At 58.6% G+C, this 20,984-nt stretch carries 12 protein-coding genes; 7 read left to right on the forward strand and 5 right to left on the reverse strand.

Annotated features, from left to right (window positions below; translation table 11 throughout):
- Positions 1-15: 15 nt before the first annotated feature.
- From irp1 to fyuA, 5 genes are all read left to right on the forward strand, one after another.
- Positions 16-9,480, forward strand: a complete 9,465-nt coding sequence (gene irp1 / locus IYV58_RS13725) for a yersiniabactin polyketide synthase HMWP1 (RefSeq protein WP_195729080.1) — start codon at positions 16-18, stop codon at positions 9,478-9,480.
- On the forward strand, positions 9,477-10,574 hold the full coding sequence (locus IYV58_RS13730; RefSeq protein ID WP_087828117.1) for a Gfo/Idh/MocA family oxidoreductase: 1,098 nt from the start codon (positions 9,477-9,479) through the stop codon (positions 10,572-10,574). The genes irp1 and IYV58_RS13730 overlap by 4 nt, the downstream gene beginning before the upstream one ends.
- Positions 10,571-11,374, forward strand: coding sequence for a thioesterase II family protein (locus IYV58_RS13735; protein ID WP_049114802.1), 804 nt, complete (start codon positions 10,571-10,573; stop codon positions 11,372-11,374). The genes IYV58_RS13730 and IYV58_RS13735 overlap by 4 nt, the downstream gene beginning before the upstream one ends.
- Before the next feature lie 3 nt (positions 11,375-11,377).
- Positions 11,378-12,955: a yersiniabactin biosynthesis salycil-AMP ligase YbtE gene (ybtE, locus tag IYV58_RS13740; protein ID WP_049123096.1), complete on the forward strand. Its 1,578-nt coding sequence runs from the start codon at positions 11,378-11,380 to the stop codon at positions 12,953-12,955.
- A gap of 129 nt (positions 12,956-13,084) precedes the next feature.
- Positions 13,085-15,106 carry a siderophore yersiniabactin receptor FyuA gene (gene fyuA, locus IYV58_RS13745; protein ID WP_112165036.1) on the forward strand — a complete coding sequence of 674 codons (2,022 nt, stop codon included), beginning with the start codon at positions 13,085-13,087 and terminating at the stop codon, positions 15,104-15,106.
- Positions 15,107-15,267: 161 nt separating this feature from the next.
- On the opposite strand, the gene lysM is transcribed toward fyuA, so the two are convergent.
- The gene (gene lysM, locus IYV58_RS13750; RefSeq protein WP_004120310.1) at positions 15,268-15,717 is read right to left on the reverse strand and encodes a peptidoglycan-binding protein LysM; all 450 of its coding nucleotides are present in this window, start codon (positions 15,715-15,717) and stop codon (positions 15,268-15,270) included.
- Positions 15,718-16,173: 456 nt separating this feature from the next.
- Between lysM and IYV58_RS13755 the strand changes: the two genes are divergently transcribed.
- The gene (locus tag IYV58_RS13755; RefSeq protein ID WP_195729081.1) at positions 16,174-16,707 is read left to right on the forward strand and encodes a cysteine hydrolase family protein; all 534 of its coding nucleotides are present in this window, start codon (positions 16,174-16,176) and stop codon (positions 16,705-16,707) included.
- Positions 16,708-16,735: 28 nt separating this feature from the next.
- On the opposite strand, the gene IYV58_RS13760 is transcribed toward IYV58_RS13755, so the two are convergent.
- The 3 genes from IYV58_RS13760 to IYV58_RS13770 all read right to left on the reverse strand — a co-directional run bounded on the left by IYV58_RS13760 (position 16,736) and on the right by IYV58_RS13770 (position 18,874).
- Positions 16,736-17,296 carry a nucleotidyltransferase family protein gene (locus IYV58_RS13760; RefSeq protein ID WP_004120305.1) on the reverse strand — a complete coding sequence of 187 codons (561 nt, stop codon included), beginning with the start codon at positions 17,294-17,296 and terminating at the stop codon, positions 16,736-16,738.
- Between the two features lie 88 nt (positions 17,297-17,384).
- Positions 17,385-18,029: a TenA family protein gene (locus IYV58_RS13765; RefSeq protein WP_004120304.1), complete on the reverse strand. Its 645-nt coding sequence runs from the start codon at positions 18,027-18,029 to the stop codon at positions 17,385-17,387.
- Positions 18,029-18,874, reverse strand: coding sequence for a BtpA/SgcQ family protein (locus tag IYV58_RS13770; RefSeq protein WP_142481890.1), 846 nt, complete (start codon positions 18,872-18,874; stop codon positions 18,029-18,031). Before IYV58_RS13770 ends, IYV58_RS13765 begins: the two co-directional genes overlap by 1 nt.
- Before the next feature lie 26 nt (positions 18,875-18,900).
- On the opposite strand from IYV58_RS13770, the gene IYV58_RS13775 reads away from it, so the two are divergent.
- The gene (locus IYV58_RS13775; protein ID WP_142481889.1) at positions 18,901-19,773 is read left to right on the forward strand and encodes a PfkB family carbohydrate kinase; all 873 of its coding nucleotides are present in this window, start codon (positions 18,901-18,903) and stop codon (positions 19,771-19,773) included.
- A 1-nt stretch (position 19,774) separates the two neighbouring features.
- On the opposite strand, the gene IYV58_RS13780 is transcribed toward IYV58_RS13775, so the two are convergent.
- The gene (locus IYV58_RS13780; protein ID WP_004120298.1) at positions 19,775-20,728 is read right to left on the reverse strand and encodes an ABC transporter substrate-binding protein; all 954 of its coding nucleotides are present in this window, start codon (positions 20,726-20,728) and stop codon (positions 19,775-19,777) included.
- Positions 20,729-20,984 lie beyond the last annotated feature (256 nt).

The following is a 20,984-nucleotide window of genomic DNA, read 5'->3' on the forward strand; positions in this document are numbered from 1 at the left end:
GAAACGGGACCGATTATGGATAACTTGCGCTTCTCTTCTGCGCCAACAGCAGATTCCATTGATGCATCGATCGCTCAACGCTACCCGGACTGCGAACCTGTCGCAGTCATCGGCTACGCCTGCCATTTTCCTGAAGCGCCGGATGGCGAAACCTTCTGGCGGAATCTGCTGGAAGGCCGCGAATGCAGCCGACGCTTTACGCGCGAAGCGCTTCTGGCCGCCGGGCTGGATACCGCCATTATTGACGATCCTTGTTACGTCAATATTGGAACGGTTTTAGACAACGCTGACTGCTTCGATGCCACCCTGTTTGGCTATTCGCGGCAGGAAGCGGAGTCGATAGATCCCCAGCAGCGCCTGTTTTTACAGGCGGTCTGGCATGCGCTGGAGCATGCAGGTTACGCCCCGGGCGCCGTCCCCCATAAGACCGGCGTTTTCGCCTCTTCGCGGATGAGCACCTATCCCGGCCGCGAAGCCCTGAACGTGACAGAGGTAGCACAGGTCAAGGGCCTGCAGTCTCTGATGGGCAATGACAAGGACTATATAGCCACCCGCGCGGCCTACAAACTCAATCTGCACGGCCCGGCGTTATCGGTACAGACCGCCTGCTCCAGTTCGCTGGTTGCGGTCCATCTGGCCTGCGAAAGCCTGCGCGCAGGCGAATCCGATATGGCGGTAGCCGGCGGCGTGGCGCTTTCCTTTCCCCAGCAGGCGGGTTATCGCTACCAGCCCGGGATGATTTTCTCTCCCGACGGCCACTGTCGCCCTTTTGACGCCTCGGCAGAGGGCACCTGGGCCGGCAACGGTCTCGGCTGCGTGGTGCTGCGTCGCCTGAAGGACGCGCTGCTGTCAGGCGATCCGATTATCGCGGTGATCCTCTCCAGCGCAGTCAACAACGACGGAAACAGAAAAGTGGGCTATACCGCGCCGTCGGTGGCAGGACAGCAAGCGGTCATCGAAGAAGCGTTAATGCTGGCGGCCATCGACGACAGGCAGATCGGCTACATTGAAACCCACGGTACCGGCACGCCGCTGGGAGACGCGATTGAAATAGAAGCCCTGCGCAACGTCTACGCTCCCCGCCCGCCGCAACAGCGCTGCGCGCTGGGTTCCGTGAAGAGCAACGTTGGTCACCTGGATACCGCGGCGGGCATTGCCGGACTGCTGAAAACCGTTCTGGCGGTCAGTCGCGGAAAAATTCCGCCAATGCTGAATTTTCATACGCCAAACCCGGCGCTTAAGCTCGAGGAAAGCCCCTTTACCGTGCCGGTGACGGCGCAGGAGTGGCAGGACGAAGTGCGCTACGCGGGCGTCTCCTCCTTCGGTATTGGCGGCACCAACTGCCATATGATCGTCGCTTCGCTGCCCGACGAACTCAATATAAGCTACCCCACCGCGGATGACGGCAGCAAGAGTTCCGCGCTGTTGCTCAGCGCCGCCAGCGACACCGCGTTGCGGCAGCTGGCCGCGGACTATGCCACGGCGCTGAGGGAGAACGCGGATGCCAACAATCTGGCCTTCACGGCATTACGCGCGCGCCGTCTCGATCTTCCCTTCCGCCTGGCGGCGCCATTAAATCATGACACCGCCGCCGCGCTCAGCGCCTGGGCTGGCGCGAAATCGACTTCGCCGGTCTATAGCGGCCACGGCGCCAGCGGCAAACAGGTGTGGCTGTTTACCGGGCAGGGTTCGCACTGGCGCACTATGGGCCAGTCTCTGTACCAGCACTCAACGGCGTTTGCCGATACGCTGGAGCGCTGTTTTGCCGCCTGTCGCGACATGCTCACGCCTTCGCTACGGGAAGCGATGTTTAATCCCGATTCAGCGCAGCTTGACAATATGGCCTGGGCCCAGCCGGCGATTGTCGCGTTCGAAATCGCGATGGCGGCCCACTGGCGCGCCGAGGGATTGCAGCCGGACTACGCCATCGGTCACTCGGTTGGCGAATTTGCCGCTGCCGTTGTCTGCGGACACTATACCATTGAGCAGGTCATGCCGCTGGTATGTCGGCGCGGCGCGCTGATGCAGCTGTGCGCAAGCGGCGCGATGGTGGCGGTATTTGCGCAAGAAGAGGCGTTGATGCCGTTGGCCCGTCAGTTCGAGCTGAATCTCGCCGCCAACAACGGCACCCGGCATACGGTCTTTTCCGGGCCGGAAGTCCGTATCGCGGAGTTTTGCGCCGCGCTTTCGCAACATGAGATCGACTATCGTCGCCTGAGCGTAACCGGCGCGGCGCACTCCGCTTTACTTGAACCAATACTCGATCGCTTCCAGGAGGCCTGCGCGGGTCTGCTCGCCGAGCCGGGGCAAACACCGCTGATTTCCACGCTTACTTCCGAAGTCATTGATGAGGCGACACTCAACCAGGCGGATTACTGGCGCCGCCATATGCGCCAGCCGGTACGTTTTATTCAGAGTATTCAGGCGGCGCGCAAGCTCGGCGCCCGCGTTTTTGTTGAAATGGGGCCCGACGCCCAGCTGATTGCCTCCGGACAGCGCGAATACCGCGATGACGCTTACTGGATAGCCAGCGCCCGGCGTAACCAGGAGGCGAGCGCGGTCCTGAATCAGGCGCTTCTCCAGCTATACGCGGCCGGCGTCACCTTACCGTGGGCCGATCTTCTGGCAGGCGATGGGCAACGTATCTCCGCGCCATGCTATCCGTTTGCGGCCGAGCGTTACTGGAAAGAACCCGCCACCTCTGCCTGCGAGCCAGCCGATGCAGTGTTTGCCGCTGGACTCGAGGTGGCCAGCAGCGCCGCGACAGCGCTCGAACTCCCCCGTCTGGAGGCGCTTAAACAGTGCGCCACGCGGCTGCACGCCATCTATGTCGATCGGCTGGTACAACGCTGTACGGGCGATGCGATAGATAACGGCGTGGACGCCATCACCATTATGCGCCATGGACGACTGATGCCCCGCTACCAGCAGCTGCTTCAGCGCCTGCTAAATAACTGCGTTGTCGACGGCGATTACCGCTGCGCTGAGGGACGCTACTACCGCGCCCGCCCCATTGAACATCAGCAACGGGAAATCCTGCTGACGAAACTCGCCGATTATTGTGAAGGTTATCAGGCTATCCCCGATACCATCGCCCGTGCCGGCGATCGGTTATACGACATGATGAGCGGCGCGGAAGAGCCGGTGGCGATTATCTTCCCGCAAGGCGCTTCCGACGGCGTAGAGGTGCTGTATCAGGAATTCAGCTTCGGCCGCTATTTCAACCAGATTGCCGCCGGGGTACTACGGGGTATCGTCCAGGCGCGTCAGCCCCATCAGCCGCTGCGCATTCTTGAAGTCGGCGGCGGAACCGGCGGCACCACCGCATGGCTGCTGCCGGAACTCAAAGACGTACCGGCGCTGGAGTACCACTTCACCGATATCTCCGCGCTGTTCACCCGCCGCGCGCAGCAGAAATTCGCCGACTATGACTTCGTGCATTACGACGAGCTGGATCTCGAACAAGAGGCGCAGTCTCAGGGCTTTGCGGCGCAGTCTTTCGATCTTATCGTCGCGGCTAACGTGATCCATGCCACGCGCCATATCGGTCGAACCCTCGATAATCTGCGTCCCTTGCTCAAGCCGGGCGGGCGCCTGCTGATGCGCGAAATCACCCAGCCAATGCGTCTGTTTGATTTCGTTTTCGGCCCGCTGGTCCTCCCGCTACAGGATATCGACGCCCGCGAAGGCGAGCTCTTCCTCACCCCCCATCAGTGGCAGCAGCAGTGCCACCGCGCCGGATTCAGCAAAGTGGCGTGGCTACCGCAGGACGGCAGCCCAACCGCCGCGATGAGCGAACATATCATTCTCGCCACCCTGCCCGGCCAGGGGGTGTCCACGTCACCAGACCCCGCGCTGGAACAGACGTTGCCGGATAACCCTGATTATCTCGCCGACTGGTCCGATTGCGCAGGTCAGCCGGAACGGTTTACCGCCCGCTGGCAGGAGGCCTGGCGGCGACTCTCCGCGCGCCACGGCGACGATTCCCCCGTGAAACCGCCCCTCGTTACCGCCCCGCAATGGCTGGGAGAGGTGCGCTTAAGCTGGCAAAACGCAGCCTTTTCCCGCGGCGAGATGCGCGTGGAAGCCCGTCATCCAGACGGCAAGTGGCTGCCGCTGGCGCCCGACGCGCCTATTCCTGCGCCGCAGACGCATTATCATTGGCGCTGGAGGCCCCTCAGCATCGACAGCAATAGCCGCCGGCTGGCATTCCGCTTCAGCGCCGGTACCCTTGCGCACGAAGAGGCGCTGGCGCAATACGGCATTCTTCGCGATCCGCAGGCCCCTTCTGTCCTGATGATTGCCGACGAGAGCGAGGAGACGCTGGCGTTAGCGACGCAGGTGAAGGAGGCGCTCACCGCCAGCCCAGGCGGCTTGATTGTCGTCACCCGCCGCGCGTGGCAAATCGAGGAAAACGAGGCGCTATCAGCGGCCCATCACGCGCTGTGGGCTATGCTTCGCGTCGCGGCCAACGAACAGCCGGAACGGTTAATCGCCGCTATCGATATGGCTGAAAACGCCTCGTGGGAAACGCTGCGTCAAGGATTAAACGCTGTTTCATTGTCACAGCGCTGGCTAGCCGCCCGGGATAACGGCTTCTGGCTCCCTTCGCTGGCGCCCAATGCGGGATGCGCCGCCGAATTACCGGCGAAGGTATTTGCCGGCGATAACCGCTGGCATCTGGTGACCGGGGCGTTTGGCGGACTGGGCCGTCTTGCCGTGAACTGGCTCAGAGAAAAAGGGGCGCGCCGCATCGCGCTACTGGCGCCGCGCGTGGATGCGTCATGGCCAGGCGACACAGCGGACGTGGAGATTCGCGTCTGCCGTTGTGATGTGGGTGATGCCGGAGAGCTGGCCCGTGTTCTTGATGAGCTGGCGACCAGCGGCGGCATTGCCGGCGCAATTCATACCGCTGGCGTATTGGCTGATGGGCCCTTACAGGAACTCGATGAACACCAGCTGGCCGCCGTTTTCGCGGTCAAAGCGCAGGCGGCAAGCCAGCTATTACAAACGCTGGGCAACCACGACGCCCGTTATCTGATTCTCTATTCGTCCGCCGCCGCCGCCCTCGGCGCGCCAGGCCAGAGCGCCCATGCGCTGGCCTGCGGTTATCTTGACGGACTCGCCCGGCAGTTCTCCTCCCTTGCTACGCCGAAAGTGCTCTCCATCGCCTGGGGCGCATGGGGAGAAAGTGGCCGGGCGGCTACGACGGAGATGCTGACGACCCTTGCCGATCGTGGCATGGGCGCGTTAAGCGATGCCGAGGGACGCTGGCACCTTGAACAAGCGGTGATGCGCGGCGCCCCCTGGCGACTGGCCATGCGCGTTTTCACCGACAAAATGCCCCCGCTGCAGCAGGCTCTGTTTAACGCCGCAGCGACAGAACAAGCCGCGACTCCCGCTGATAACCATGCTTTCCACGGTAGCATCGGCGATAAAGCGGCGGTGATGACATGGCTGAAAAATCGCATTGCGCTGCAGCTAAGACTGAACGATCCTGCCTCGCTGAACGCAGATCAGGATCTGTTACAGCTGGGAATGGACTCGCTGCTCTTTCTTGAACTCAGCAGCGATATTCAACATGACCTGGGCGTACGCATCAACGCGGAACGGGCGTGGCAGGATCTCTCGCCGCACGGGCTCACACAGCTTATCTGTTCTCAGGCAGAGATGGCGCCTGCCGTATCGCCGCCAGAAATGTTGCAGCACGATGCCGCTAAGCGTTACGCGCCCTTCCCGTTGACGCCGATTCAGCATGCCTACTGGTTGGGCAGAACCCATCTTATTGGCTATGGCGGCGTTGCCTGTCACGTGCTGTTTGAATGGGATAAACGCCACGATGAGTTCGATCTCGCCATACTGGAGAAAGCATGGAACCAGCTCATTGCCCGCCACGATATGCTGCGGATGGTGGTAGATGCCGATGGACAACAGCGCGTTCTGGCGACAGCCCCGACGTATCGTATCCCGCGCGACGATCTGCGCGCGCTTTCCCCGCAAGAGCAGTGTCAGGCGCTGGAAAAACGGCGCCATGAACTGAGCTATCGCGTTTTACCTGCCGACCAGTGGCCGCTCTTTGAGCTGGTGGTCAGCGAAATCGATGATTGCCGCTACCGCCTGCACATGAACCTCGATCTTCTGCAGTTCGATGTGCAGAGCTTTAAAGTCATGATGGACGATTTAGCCCAGGTCTGGCGCGGAGAAACGCTGCCACCGCTCGATATCACTTTCCGCGATTACGTGATGGCTGAACAGGCGCGCCGACAAACAACAGCATGGCACGATGCCTGGGATTACTGGCAGGAAAAACTGCCGCAACTGCCTTCAGCGCCGGAAATGCCGGTGGTGGAGACACCGCCGGAAACCCCGCACTTCACCACGTTTACTTCGACGCTTGAAAAGCAAGAGTGGCAGGCGGTGAAACAACGCTGGCAGCAGCAGGGCCTCACCCCCTCCGCCGCGCTGCTCACGCTGTTTGCCGCCACCCTTGAGCGCTGGAGTCGTACCACGGCATTTACGCTGAACCTGACGTTCTTTAATCGCCAGCCGATCCACCCGCAAATCAATCAGTTGATCGGGGATTTTACCTCCGTCACGCTGGTTGATTTTAACTTCTCAACGCCGCTAACGCTGCAGGAGCAGATGCAACGGACCCAGCAGCGCCTCTGGCAAAACATGGCGCACAGCGAAGTGAACGGCGTTGAGGCGATCCGCGAGTTGGGGCGCCAGCGCGGATCCCAGCGTCAACCGTTGATGCCGGTGGTGTTTACCAGCATGCTGGGGATGACGCTGGAAGGAATGGCTATCGACCGGGCAATGAGTCATCTGTTCGGCGAACCCTGCTATGTCTTTACGCAAACGCCGCAGGTCTGGCTGGATCATCAGGTGATGGAGAGCGATGGCGCGTTGACGTTTAGCTGGTACTGCATGGACAACGTACTGGAACCGGGCGCAGCTGAAGCGATGTTTAATGACTACTGCACCATCCTGCAGGCCGCCATTACCAACCCTGAAGGCCTGAAGACCATTGACAGCGGCATTGCCGAACACATTCCCCGCCGCCGCTGGCCGCTGAACGCGCAAACGGACTACGATCTGCGGGATATTGAGCAAGCGGCGCAGGAATACCCCGGCATCCAACAGGCCAGAGCGGAATTTAGCGAAAATGGCGCGTTAACCCTGGATATCGTTATGACCGAGGATCCGCCGTCCTCAGCGCCGTTATATGATAAGCATGATCTCGCCTCTCTGGCGCTGCCGTTGCCTGAACAGACGCAACTTGACGAGCTGGAAGCGACCTGGCGCTGGCTGGAGGCGCGCGCGCTGCAGGGGATCGCCGCCACGCTACATCGCCACCGTCTGTTCACCACCCCGGAGGTTGCCCACCCATTTGGCGAAATAGTACAGGCGCTGGGCGCGCAAGCGTCACACCGGCGCCTGCTACGCCAGTGGCTGCAGTGTCTGGCGGAAAGGGAATGGTTAGTGCGCGAGGGGGGTAGCTGGCGCTGCCGCATTCCGCTCAGCGACATTCCCGAGCCTCACGAGGCGTGCCCGCAAACCCACTGGAGCCAGGCGCTGGCGCAGTATCTGGGCGCCTGCATCGCCCGGCACGACGACCTCTTCTCCGGGCAGTGTTCGCCGCTGGAACTGCTGTTCAACGAGTCGTTGCGCGTAACCGACGCGCTGTATCGCGAAAACCCCGCGAGCGCTTGTCTGAATCGCTATACCGCGCAGATTGCCGCCCTTTGCGGCGCAGAACGGATCCTCGAGGTGGGCGCCGGAACCGCGGCCACCGCGGAACCAGTGCTGAAGGCCACGCGAAACACGCGCCTGTCATACCATTTCACGGATGTCTCCGCGCAGTTCCTCAACGACGCCCGAACCCGTTTCAACGATGAATCGCGGGTGTCTTACGCTTTATTCGATATCAACCAGCCGCTGGATTTTACCGCCCACCCCGAGTCGGGTTACGACCTGATTATTGCCGTCAACGTGCTTCACGACGCCAGCCATGTCGTACAGTCGTTGCGCCGATTAAAGCGGTTGCTGAAAGCCGGCGGACGCTTGCTGATCGTTGAAGCGACGGAACGAAACAGCGTATTCCAGCTGGCGAGCGTCGGCTTTATCGAAGGGTTAAGCGGATACCGCGATTTCCGCCGCCGGGATGAAAAACCTATGCTCACCCGTTCAGCGTGGCAGGAAGTGCTTGCGCAGGCCGGTTTTGCCAACGAACTGGCCTGGCCGCCGCAGGAATCGTCGCCGCTGCGCCAGCATCTGCTGGTCGCACGTTCGCCTGGGGTGAATCGCCCGGATACAGCAGCCATGAGCCGCTATCTGCAGCAGCGTTTTGGCGCCACCCTGCCCGCGTTGCAGATCCGGCAGCGAGAAACGTTATTTACTCCGCTATCGGCCCCGCCTGACGCACAGATTGCGCCAGCCGAATCGACACCGAGCTCCGGGGGAGATCCGGCGCTGGAAAAACAGGTCGCTGAACTCTGGCAAACGCTGCTGTCTCGCCCCGTGGCCAGACATCACGACTTTTTCGCGCTGGGCGGCGACAGCCTGATGGCGACAAGGATGGTCGCGCAGTTGAACCGCAGAGGGATTGCCAGCGCCAGCCTTCAGGATCTGTTCACCCATTCAACGCTCAGCGACTTCTGCGCCCATCTGCAGGCCTGTTCGTCAGGAGAGGAGAATCCTGTGCCCATTTGCCAGGGAGGTGGCGACGAAACGTTGTTTGTTTTCCATGCTTCAGACGGCGGTATCAGCGCCTGGCTGCCGCTCGCCAGCGCACTGAATATGCCCGTTTTCGGCCTGCAGGCAAAATCGCCGCAGCGTTTTGCCACGCTTGATCGAATGATCGATGAGTATGTTGCGAGTATCCGCCGCCAGCAGCCGCACGGCCCTTATGCGCTGGCGGGTTGGTCGTATGGCGCTTTTCTTGCGGCGGGCGCCGCGCAGCGCCTGGATGCCAAAGGCGAGCAGGTACGGCTGGCGTTAATCGATCCCGTGTGTCGACAGGATTTTCGTTGCGCAAACCGGACGGCCCTGCTGCGGCTGTTAGCCGAAGGCGATACGCCGCTGGCGCTGCCGGAACATTTCGATCGGCTGACGCCCGACCGCCAGCTTGCCGTCTTCATCGACCTTGCCAGAACGGCGGGAATAATGGCGCAAAACCTGACGCTACAGGCGGCGGAAGCGTGGATCGACAACATCGCGCATCTGCTGCGCTTACTGACCGAGCATACGCCGGACGAAACCGTTCCGCTCCCCTGTCTCATCGTGCATGCCGCGATGAGACCCGCGCGCTGGACGCCAGCGGAAACCGAATGGCAAACCTGGATAGACCGCGCCGACAGCTATGCGATTAAAGCCAGCCATTGGCAAATCATGCTGGAGCCCCCCCACGTTCAGACCTGCGCGCAGCATATCAAGCGCTGGTTCGGCGCAACCTCAACGCAACCGGAGAACACGTTATGATGCCGTCCGCCGCCCCTAAGCAACGCGTACTGATTGTGGGCGCTAAATTTGGCGAAATGTACCTCAACGCCTTTATGCAGCCCCAGGAGGGGCTGGAACTGGTTGGTCTTCTGTCCCAGGGAAGCGCGCGATCGAGAGAGCTGGCCTATGCGTTTGGAATCCCCCTGTATACCTCGCCGGAACAGATCGCCGAGATGCCGGATATCGCCTGTATCGTCGTGCGCTCAACCGTCGCCGGCGGGAGCGGAACCCAGCTTGCCCGGCACTTTTTGACCCGCGGCGTGCACGTGATTCAGGAGCATCCCCTCCACCCGGATGACGTCCGTTCTTTACAAGCGCTGGCGCAGGAACGGGGCCGCTGCTATTGGGTCAACACGTTTTATCCGCACGCGCGTGCGGGTCGCGCCTGGCTCGGGGATGCGCAGCGGTTACGTCGCAGCCTGGATCAGGCGCCGTCGGTTGCTCACGCTACCACCAGCCGACAGTTGCTCTACTCCACGCTGGATTTGTTGTTGCTGGCGTTAGAGGTTGATGCCGCCAGCGTGGAGTGTGAAGTGGTCGGTAGCTTTCGCGACTTTCACTGTCTGAGACTTTTCTGGCCGGCGGGAGAAGCCTGTCTGCTGCTTCAGCGCTATCTCGATCCTGACGATCCTGATATGCACAGCCTGATTATGCACCGTTTGCTGCTGGGCTGGCCGGAAGGTCATCTTTCGCTGGAGGCAAGCTACGGCCCCGTGGTCTGGTCATCCAGCCTGTTTGTCGCAGAACATCAGGCGAATGTTCGTAGTCTCTACCGCAGGCCGGAGATCCTGCGCGACCCGCCGGGTCAGACGCGCAGCGCGGCTCCCCTGAGCTGGCGTGATTGCTGCGAAACCGCCGGACCGGAGGGGGTCGGCAGGTTGCTACAGCAGCTGCGCTGCCATCTGGCGGGCGGAAATCTGCCGGCGGCCTGCCACTCCGCTCATCAGCTCGCGTTATCACATTTATGGCAGCAGATTTTACGTAAGACCGGCCATGCGGAGATCCGACATCTGACGCCGCCGCGTCACGACCGGTTACCGGCTTTCTACCGCCACGATGAGGAGTCCCGGTGATGCAATCTGCCATGTGTATACCGTTATGGCCCGCCCGCAACGCCAGTACGGCGCATCTGGTAATGTGCCCCTTCGCGGGCGGCAGCAGTAGCGCGTTTCGCCGCTGGCGAGACCACCCCATGGCGGAGATCGCGCTTTCCCTGGTGACCTGGCCGGGACGCGATCGCCTGCGCCATCTGGCGCCGCTCAGCAGCATTACGCAACTGGCGTCGCTGCTGGCGGACGAACTGGAAGAGAGCGTATTGCCTGACGCCCCGCTTTTACTTGCCGGGCACAGCATGGGCGCGCAGGTGGCGTTTGAAACATGCCGGCTTCTGGAACAACGGGGTCTTCCCCCACAAGGGCTGATTATTTCCGGATGCCATGCCCCTCATCTGCATTCCCGGCGCAGGCTCAGCGACCGCGAGGATGCCGACTTTATCGCTGAACTGATTGATATCGGCGGATGTTCGCCTGAACTACAGGAAAACAAAGAGCTACTGTCGCTATTTCTTCCTCTTCTTCGCGCTGATTTTTACGCTACTGAGCACTATCACTACGACTCGCTCGATGATTTCACGCCGCTGCGCACGCCTGCGCTGCTGGTATGCGGCAGCCGCGATCGTGAAGCCTCCTGGCCGGAGATGGAGGCCTGGCGTCCGTGGCTGAACCACATCGCAGGCGAGGTGGTGATTGACGGCGACCATTTTTATCTGCTGCAACAATCCAGGGCCTTTTTTAAGCAGATTATTCACCATTTTCCCCACGTATTTTCTGCGACGACCGCTTTGCAAAATCGGTCCTGCACTTCAGAAAGGTGACGCATGCACTCTTCCTTTGATTCTCTGATAAAACAGTATCCCTTCCCCATTGCTGAACAGCTGCGCCACTGGGCGGCTCGCTATCCCTCACGAATTGCTGTCGTTGATGCCAAAGGCTCGCTGACCTACAGCGCGCTCGATCTTCGGGTCGATGAGCTTGCTGCAGGGTTATACTCGCTGGGTTTGCGTCCGGGAGAACATGTGCTTATCCAGCTCCCCAACGGCAACGCATTTGTGATCCTGCTGTTCGCGCTGTTAAGACTGGGCGTTATCCCTGTTCTGGCGATGCCCTCGCAGCGGGCGCTGGATATCGACGCGCTGATTGCGCTGGCGCAACCGGCCGCTTATGTGATTCACGGAGAAAACCACGCGGACCTGGCCCGCCAGATGGCGCGCAAACACGCCTGCCTGCGGCAAGTTCTGGTCGCAAGTGAGACCGAAGGCGGCGATTTTACGCCGCTCTTCTCGCTGCGCGGCGAACGGCAGACGTGGCCGCAGCCCGATGCTGGCGCCACTGCGCTGCTGCTGCTCTCAGGCGGCACCACCGGGACGCCAAAGCTTATCCCGCGACGGCACGCTGACTATAGCTATAACTTCAGCGCCTCTGCCGAACTGTGCGGCCTTAATCCACAGAGCGTGTATCTCGCCGTCCTCCCCGTGGCGCATAACTTTCCGCTGGCCTGTCCCGGTATTCTGGGAACGCTTGCCTGCGGCGGAAAGGTGGTATTAACCGACAGCGCCAGCTGCGATGAGGTGATGCCTTTAATCGCGGAACAAGGTGTGACCCACGTCGCCCTGGTACCGGCGCTGGCGCAGCTCTGGGTGCAGGCCAGAGAGTGGGAAGACAGCGATCTCTCTTCGCTACGCGTCATTCAGGTGGGCGGCGCCCGGCTTGACCCAACGCTTGCTGAGCAGGTTATCTCGACGTTTGATTGTCCCCTGCAACAGGTATTCGGTATGGCGGAAGGCCTGCTCTGCTTTACCCGGTTGGACGATCCTCTGGTCACCGTTCTTCACAGCCAAGGGCGCCCTATGTCTCCCCTGGATGAAATTCACGTCGTTGACGAAGAGGAAAACGACGTTGCGCCTGGCGAAACGGGACAGTTATTAACGCGCGGTCCTTATACTATTACGGGCTATTATCGCGCTCCCGAGCACAATGCGCGGGCCTTTACCGCGCAAGGATTTTACCGTACTGGCGACAATGTCAGGCTCGATGAGGCGGGAAATCTGTACGTTGAGGGGCGTATAAAAGAGCAGATCAACCGCGCCGGAGAGAAAATAGCCGCTGCGGAAGTGGAATCGGTACTGATGCGTCTGGAAGACGTAAAGGATTGCGCCGTGGTCGCCGCGCCGGACACGCTGCTTGGCGAGCGGATATGCGCGTTTATCATCGCGCAACGCACTCCCTCTGACTATCAACAGCTGCGTCAAAAGCTGGTCCAAATGGGGATCAGCGCGTGGAAGATTCCCGATCAAATTGAGTTTCTGACCCACTGGCCGCTCACCGCCGTCGGCAAGGTAGATAAAAAGCGCCTGACGGCGCTCGCCATTGATCGTTATCGCCATTCAGCCCAATAAGCGCCCCGCTACCCGAAACAGGTGGAAATAAACCCGTTTCGGGTAGCAGTGCAATTAGAAATAGTTATCATTTTCAATTCACCATTGTCGGTATTTTGGCGTCTCGCCGTTTTTCAGGGATTCATCACAATGAAAATGACACAATTTTATCCTCTGGTTCTGGGGGGATTTTTACTCCCGGCCGCTGCTCATAGCCAAACCTCACAGCAAGACGAAAGCACGTTGGTGGTCACCGCCAGTAAACAGTCTTCCCGCTCGGCATCAGCCAATAATGTTTCTTCTACCGTTATCAGCGCGACGGAGTTAAGCGACGCGGGCGTTACCGCCAGTGACAAACTCCCCAGAGTGTTGCCAGGGCTGAATATTGAAAATAGCGGCAACATGCTTTTTTCAACGATCTCGCTACGCGGCATCTCTTCGGCCCAGGACTTTTATAACCCCGCCGTTACCCTGTATGTCGACGGGGTTCCCCAGCTGTCTACCAACACCATCCAGGCACTGACCGATGTGCAGAGCGTAGAGCTGCTGCGCGGACCGCAGGGAACCTTGTATGGCAAAAGCGCCCAGGGCGGGATCATTAACATCGTCACCCAGCAGCCGGACAGCACACCGCGCGGCTATATTGAGGGTGGCGTCAGCAGTCGTGACAGTTATCGAAGCAAACTCAACCTGAGCGGCCCGATTCAGGATGGCCTGTTATACGGCAGCGTGACTCTTTTACGCCAGGTTGATGACGGCGAGATGATTAACCCCTCGACCGGTAGCGATGATTTAGGCGGTACCCGTGCCAGTATCGGGAATGTGAAATTGCGTCTGGCGCCGGACGACCAGCCCTGGGAAATGGGGTTTTCCGCCTCGCGCGAATGCACTCGCGCTACACAGGATGCCTATGTGGCATGGAATGATCTCAAGAGCCGTACGCTGTCTCTTAGCGAGGGTTCACCGGACCCGTACCTACGGCGCTGTACTGACAGCCAGACGCTAAGCGGTAAATACGCTACCGATGACTGGGTTTTCAATCTGATCGGCGCCTGGCAGCAGCAGAATTATTCCCGGACCTTCCCTTCCGGCTCGTTGATCGTCAATATGCCCCAGCGCTGGAACCAGGATGTGCAGGAGCTACGCGCCGCCACCCTCGGCGATACGCGTACCGTGGATATGGTATTTGGGTTGTACCGGCAGAACACCCGCGAAAAGCTAAATTCCGCCTATGATATGCCGACGATGCCCTATTTAAGCAGCACCGGCTATACCACCGCTGAAACCCTTGCCGCCTACAGCGATCTGACCTGGCATTTAACCGAGCGTTTTGACATCGGCGGCGGCGTGCGTTTCTCGCATGATAAAGCCAGCACGCAGTATCACGGCAGCATGCTGGGAAACCCATTTGGCGACCAGGGTAAAAGCAATGACGACCGGGTGCTCGGACAGCTCTCCGCAGGCTATCTGCTGACCGACGACTGGCGAGTATATACCCGCGTCGCCCAGGGATATAAACCTTCCGGATACAATATCGTGCCAACCGCAGGTCTTGATGCCAAACCGTTCAACGCGGAAAAATCCATCAACTATGAAATTGGCACCCGTTACGAAACCGCCGACGTCACGCTGCAAGCCGCCACCTTTTATACCCACACCAAAGATATGCAGCTCTACTCTGGCCCGGTCGGAATGCAGACCTTAAGCAATGCGGGGAGAGCCAACGCCACCGGCGTTGAGCTGGAAGCGAAATGGCGGTTTGCCCAAGGCTGGTCATGGGATATCAATGGCAACATGATCCATTCCGAATTCACCAACGACAGCGAGCTGTACCACGGCAACCGGGTGCCGTTCGTACCGCGTTACGGCGCGGGAAGCAGTGTGAATGGCGTGATTGATACGCGCTATGGCGCACTGATGCCCCGGCTGGCGGTTAATCTGGTGGGGCCGCATTATTTCGATGGCGACAACCAGCTGCGGCAAGGCACCTACGCCACCCTGGACAGCAGCATTGGCTGGCAGGCGACGGAACGGATGAATATTTCCGTCTATGTCGATAACCTGTTCGACCGTCGTTACCGTACCTATGGATATATGAACGGCAGCAGCGCCGTCGCGCAGGTTAATATGGGCCGCACTGTCGGTATCAATACGCGAATTGATTTCTTCTGATCCAACGATGCAGGGATGCAATAATCGCATCCCTGCCATCACGGAATTTAACGCGTTGACGTCAGGAGAATGCCCGAACCCTAGCCAGCAACAAAATCTATATTGTCACTGGCCGGCCTTGAAGATAATTCCATCTGCCTGTAGCCCAAGGAATTCACCGCTTACTTCGTCGGAATAATCAGCACCTGGCCCGGATAGATTTTATCGGGATGCGTCAGCATTGGTTTGTTGGCTTCAAAAATACGTTGATACTCATTGGCGGAGCCATACATCGCTTTGGAGATGGCGCTCAGGGTGTCGCCGGATTTGACCGTGTAATAACGACTTTCCGCCCCGCTTTGCGTCACCTTCACGCTGTCATTAACCTGACCAACGCCGGTGACATTCCCTACCGCCACCAGAATTTTTTCCTTATCTTCTTGCGAACCGACATCGCCGGTAACCGTCGCGGTGCCGTCGTCCGCAACATCGATATTGACCTTTTCGGCGCCGGGAAGATTAAGACCATCAATATGTTTTTTCAGCTTGTCGGCCTTATCTTCCTTGCTGCCGCCGGAGACGGCGTCCCATATTTTCTCGCCCGCTTCTTTGACAAAATTTAATAATCCCATCGTTCCATACCTCCATTACTGTTTCACGATCGAATATTCATCGGAACGGTTAAGCCCATTTCCAGGATGTCGGTTGTGCTACCCCATAGCGGGCCAGCACAACCTGCCATCAAAGTATAATCAATAAGCGTCAACGTGCAGGATATTTGCCCGGCAATGGCAGGAAAGTCTGTATTCTGACCGGGCGACATGACATGAAATCTGTAGTTGACCCGCATCGTATAAGGCGTGTAGTTTTAAGCGGTTCCGTTAGTTTCTGGTTATTTATCTTCAACGAATAATAAGGTCAGAAAATGATTCATCCAGCCCGTTCAACAACGACACGTACCACCGCAACCTGCGGCGGCGTGTGCGTATCTGTGGCTGGAACCTGATAGAACAGAACCACACTCCCCGTTAAACCGGACGGGGACAAACAGCTCTCCGTTCATCACACACTGAATGGAGACACGCCCCATGATTTCATCTGAACATGCGCTAGTGATTATTGATATGCAGGAGGGACTTTTCCGCGGCCCTGCTTCCCCTCATTGCGCTGATGCCGTTCTGACAAATATTCTTCTGCTGATCGCTAAAGCCAGGCAGTCACAGGTACCGATCTTTTTTATTCGCCACGTCGGGCCTGACGGCTCCCCATTCTCTGCGAGCAGCCCGTTAACCAGGCTGATAGCTGAGCTGGATGTGGACGTTGAACGGGATATCGTCTTGACCAAAAAGTATCCCAGCTGCTTTCGCGACACCGAATTACAGCGCCAGCTTATGCTGAGAGGCGTGAAGCAGCTGGTGATTGCCGGGATGAAAACAGAGTTTTGCGTCGATACCACCTGCCGGGCAGCGCCGGAGCTGGGATTCACGACTGTGCTGATTTCTGATGCGCATACCACAATCGATAATCCCCATTTATCCGCTCATGAAATCATTGGCCATCACAACCGAACGCTGGCGGGTCCGTTTTTCGCACTTTCAACTGCGGCCGACTGGCGCTTTTGACGAACACCAGGCGAACAGCGGCTTTGCGTTATGTCGGGACGAGAAGCCGCAGGCCGGGATAACGCTGTAGCCAGCGTTTTTCCACGACGCGCTGGCGGAAAATAGCCAGCTTATGCTGCGCAAATACCGGCGTTGGCCGCAGACGGAGCTCAAAGAGATCGTCCAGCCCGTAGGGCGCGATAATCTCAATATGGTCTGTTCCTCCCATTCTGACCGCCATAGCCGTCGCGGTTTCAGGCCAGTACAGCAGCGCATTCTCCGTTGAGTGATAAGGTTGATGTCCGTTGCGTTGATGCATTCTTGCCTGATTTTTCACCGACCAGTTAAAGGCGGAATTTTGCTGGCTCAGCCTCTCTTCCAGCGCGCTATCGCAGGCGGAAGTCGCGCTTTTCGCGTCGAACCAGACAACATCCACATCACCCGAAACTGGCCTTAGCCCGTAGCCGTGCAGATGATCCCAGACAGCATCTCTGACAAAGCCGGCGCCAATCCAGCCATCGTTGAGTTCCAGCGCCTGCACAGCGTACAGCGCGTTCATTCTTATCGGGTCGTTTAACAACACGCTTTGCAAGAGGTCCTGATATTTCATGGTTTCCGTGTAAACGGCGATCGGTCCGCTAAGTGTATCAGCGTTCAGGAGGCGCCGCTTCAGGCGCCCCCTGTTATTCACCTCGCGGCTACGCTTCGTACGCGGCGTGATGGAAATCAATTTCCCACTGCAGTACATCGCCGTAAAGCGCCGACAGCGCCTGCTTTTCGCTTTCACTCAGCGTCATGGCGCAGCGGTCGAGTTCGTTCTTCAGCCAGAGAGCCTGCTGATAGAATGCGTCCTCGGCGTGCAATTCCACCCAGCAGCGCACGTCAGCATCGCTCTGCCGATGTTCGCTCGCCCGTCGGCACCAGAAATAATACATCCACTCCGCGCCGAACATCATCGTCACGATCTGCTCGTAGCTGCCCTCCCGGGCGGTTCGCAGCATACCGTCGCGAAAGCGCCGCACGCCGGGCAGATCGTCCGGATAATCAGCAGGAGTTATCCGCCGTTCTGATAAAACCTGTTCAAACCATGCAATCTGCGTGTCAACCAGAGCATTCAGGACGCCAATCAGCCAGCGCTGCTGATGAATACCTGGCGCCTTGCTGACTCCGAGGGCAAAAATCGCGATTGCCGTCGCGACGAAGTTGCCCTCAAACACCAGATAGCGGTTGAAGACGGCAGGCGGCAGACGATCCTCTTCGATATCCGTCACAAAACGGTGCCGCTGCATTGCCTGCCACACCGGCTGATGCTCGCGCAGCAGGCGTTCGCTAAACGCTTCCATTATGCCTCCTCCAGCGCGGCCTGCGCGATCGACATGAAATGCTTCACCCGGGCCAGTTCAACATCGTTCCACCACACGCCATCGACCTTCATCGTACTGGCCACGATGACCCCCTGAGTCCGCTCGAGGATCTGGCGCACGTTGGCTGGCGTCACCCCGGAGCCTACCAACAGCGGTAGTTCCGTCGCCGCGCGGATCTCGTCAATTTCCGCCATCGTGGCGCTATCGCCCGTACGCTGGCCGGTGGCGATCACCGCGTCAGCCTCGAAGAAATCGACGTCGCGCGTCAGCTCCTGAATCGAACGATCGGCAACGATGGCATGGCTACCGTGCTTGACGTGGCTATCGGCAAAAACGCGAATATGCTCAGCGCGCAGCATACTGCGGTAGCGCAGCGCCTTAGCCGCTGCCCCTTCAATAAACCCTTCATTGGCGATATAGGCGTTGGCCCACTGGTTTACGCGAACGAAATCGGCTCCGCCCGCCAGGGCGATAGCCATCGCCGGGATCGCCGCGTTCGCCAGGACGTTAATGCCCAGTGGCACAGCAAAACGCTCGCGCACTTTCTCAGTAATCACCGCCATCAGCGCGGAAGTTTCGTGACCAATATCCTCAGGTTTGGAAAAAGGAATATCCCCGTGATTTTCAATAATCAGGCCGTGAACGCCGCCTGAAACATAATTTTCAGCATCGCGAAGCGCGCGCTCAATAATATCACGGACTGATTTCCCTCGATATTTAGGCGCACCAGGAAAAGGATCGCAATGAATAACTCCAATAACCGCTTTGCTACGTAAAAAAATAGCTTGTATTGCATTCGTTTTTTCTGCTGAGATAGCAACCATCTTATCCATCCTGTTAAGGGAACACTATGCGTGTTTACGTTACCGGTAATATTACCGTAGATGAAACCTGGTCCATTCCGGATATACCGAAAAAAGGCGCTTCAATTCACGGCGTTAAAGTTTCGCAGGATATCGGCGGTAAAGGCGCGAACCAGGCGATTATATTAGCCCGCTGCGGAATAGAAACACGCTTAATTGCCGCCACGGGAAATGACAGCAACGGCGTGTGGATCCGTCAGCAGATAAAAAATGAACCACTGACCTTGCTACCCGACGGTCATTTCAATCAACATAGCGATACCTCGATTATTTTAAATAGCGCTGATGGCGACAATGCCATTATTACCACTACCGCCGCCGCGGATACATTCCGCCTGGATGACATCATTCCGCATATCGCGGATGCCGTCGCCGGCGATATTCTGCTGCAGCAGGGCAATTTCTCCCTGGACAAAACGCGGGCGCTGTTCCAGTACGCCAAAAGCCACGGTATGACGACGGTATTCAACCCCTCGCCCGTCAATTCTGACTTTTGCCACCTGTGGCCGCTCATCGACATCGCGGTGGTCAATGAATCTGAGGCCGAGCTGCTCCAGCCATACGGGGTGAAAACTTTAGTGATTACCCAGGGGGCCGCAGGTGCCTGGCTGGTCCAGCAGGGCCAGCGCCAGTTTTGCCCCGCCGTGCCCGCCGAGGCGCTTGATACAACCGGCGCGGGCGACACCTTCCTCGCCGTGATGCTGGCTTCCGCCCTGCTGCGCGACGTCGCGCCGGATGCGCTGGCGCTGGCGCATGCCAGCCGGGCTGCCGCCATTACCGTTAGCCGCCGGGGGACGCTCAGCGCGTTTCCCGGCAGCCATGAGCTCGCCGCCCTGTTAACCACGGGCGGCGCGCACTGACCTACTTAAACAGCGAACGGTAGGTATCGACGTTCGCTTTGGTTACCACCGTGGCCGGAACCAGAATGGTTTTCGGCACGGTTTTACCCGAAGTGATGCTGTTCAGCGCCTTCAGGGCTTCGGCGCCCATCTTTTCCGGGTCCTGCTGCAGTACAGCGGTCACGTAGCCGCCGTCAATACCGGAAATCGCCTTCGCCGTCAGATCCCAGCCAAACACTTTAATGTCCTTCTGGCGCCCCTGGTTTTCCACGGCGGCAATCGCGCCGAGCAGCGCGGGTTCGCCGGTGGCATATATCGCCGTCAGGTCCGGATTACCGGTGATCAGGTTTTCCGCCGCGGTCATTGCTTTATCCTGCACATTCTGCCCATCAACAACGTTAGCGATGGTGATCTTCGGATTGCTTTTCAGCGTCTCTTCGAACCCTTTCTGCCGCTGGTTCTGAATAGCCGAGTTCAGCGCGCCGACGATACCCAGCCGCGCCTGGCCGCCCATCTCTTTCTGCACGTAGTCCACGAAGTATTGACCAATAATTCTGCCGCCTTCAATATTATCAACGCCGACCTGGGCTGCCTGTGGCCCGGCCGGTAATACGGCATCAATCGCAATCACCGGAATGTTAGCGGCGGCGGCTTCTTTTACCGCGGGCATAATTCCGTTAACATCGATAGCGGCAACCAGAATGCCTTTAACGCCTTGCTGAATATAGTTTTCAATCGCGTCATTTTGCGCCACGGGATTATCGTTAGAGTTAAATATCACTAAATCTTTGCCGCTGGCTTTTGCCGCATCCTGCGCGCCTTTATTCATCAGATTAAAGAACAGCGCCTGCTGATTGATTTGGACCAGCGCATAAGTCGGAGCGGCCGCGCCGGCGGTAGAAATAAAACTCATTGATGCCAGCATCGTCGTGGCGACAGTAAGTAAACGTAGTTTTCCGGTGTTAAATAACATCATCAGTATCCTCGTCGGGAATAAGTGATAACCAGCAGAGTTCCGCGCCGCATGCGAACGCAGAAGGATTATTTTTTTGGCGGGCAAATATCGTCTATGTGGCCAGAACCATCATCGATCGTTCGGCGAATACCTGCTTAACTTCATTCCGGCAACCGGTCCGTGTCGGTGCGCGACTGGAATGACTTAAACGGGTTTGGGAATGACTTCCCGGATGATGCGGTAAACTGCCTATACAATTCTCCGCAGATTAAAATTT

Origin of the sequence: Klebsiella sp. BDA134-6 (assembly GCF_015601345.1) — a bacterium.
Classification (GTDB): domain Bacteria; phylum Pseudomonadota; class Gammaproteobacteria; order Enterobacterales; family Enterobacteriaceae; genus Klebsiella; species Klebsiella grimontii.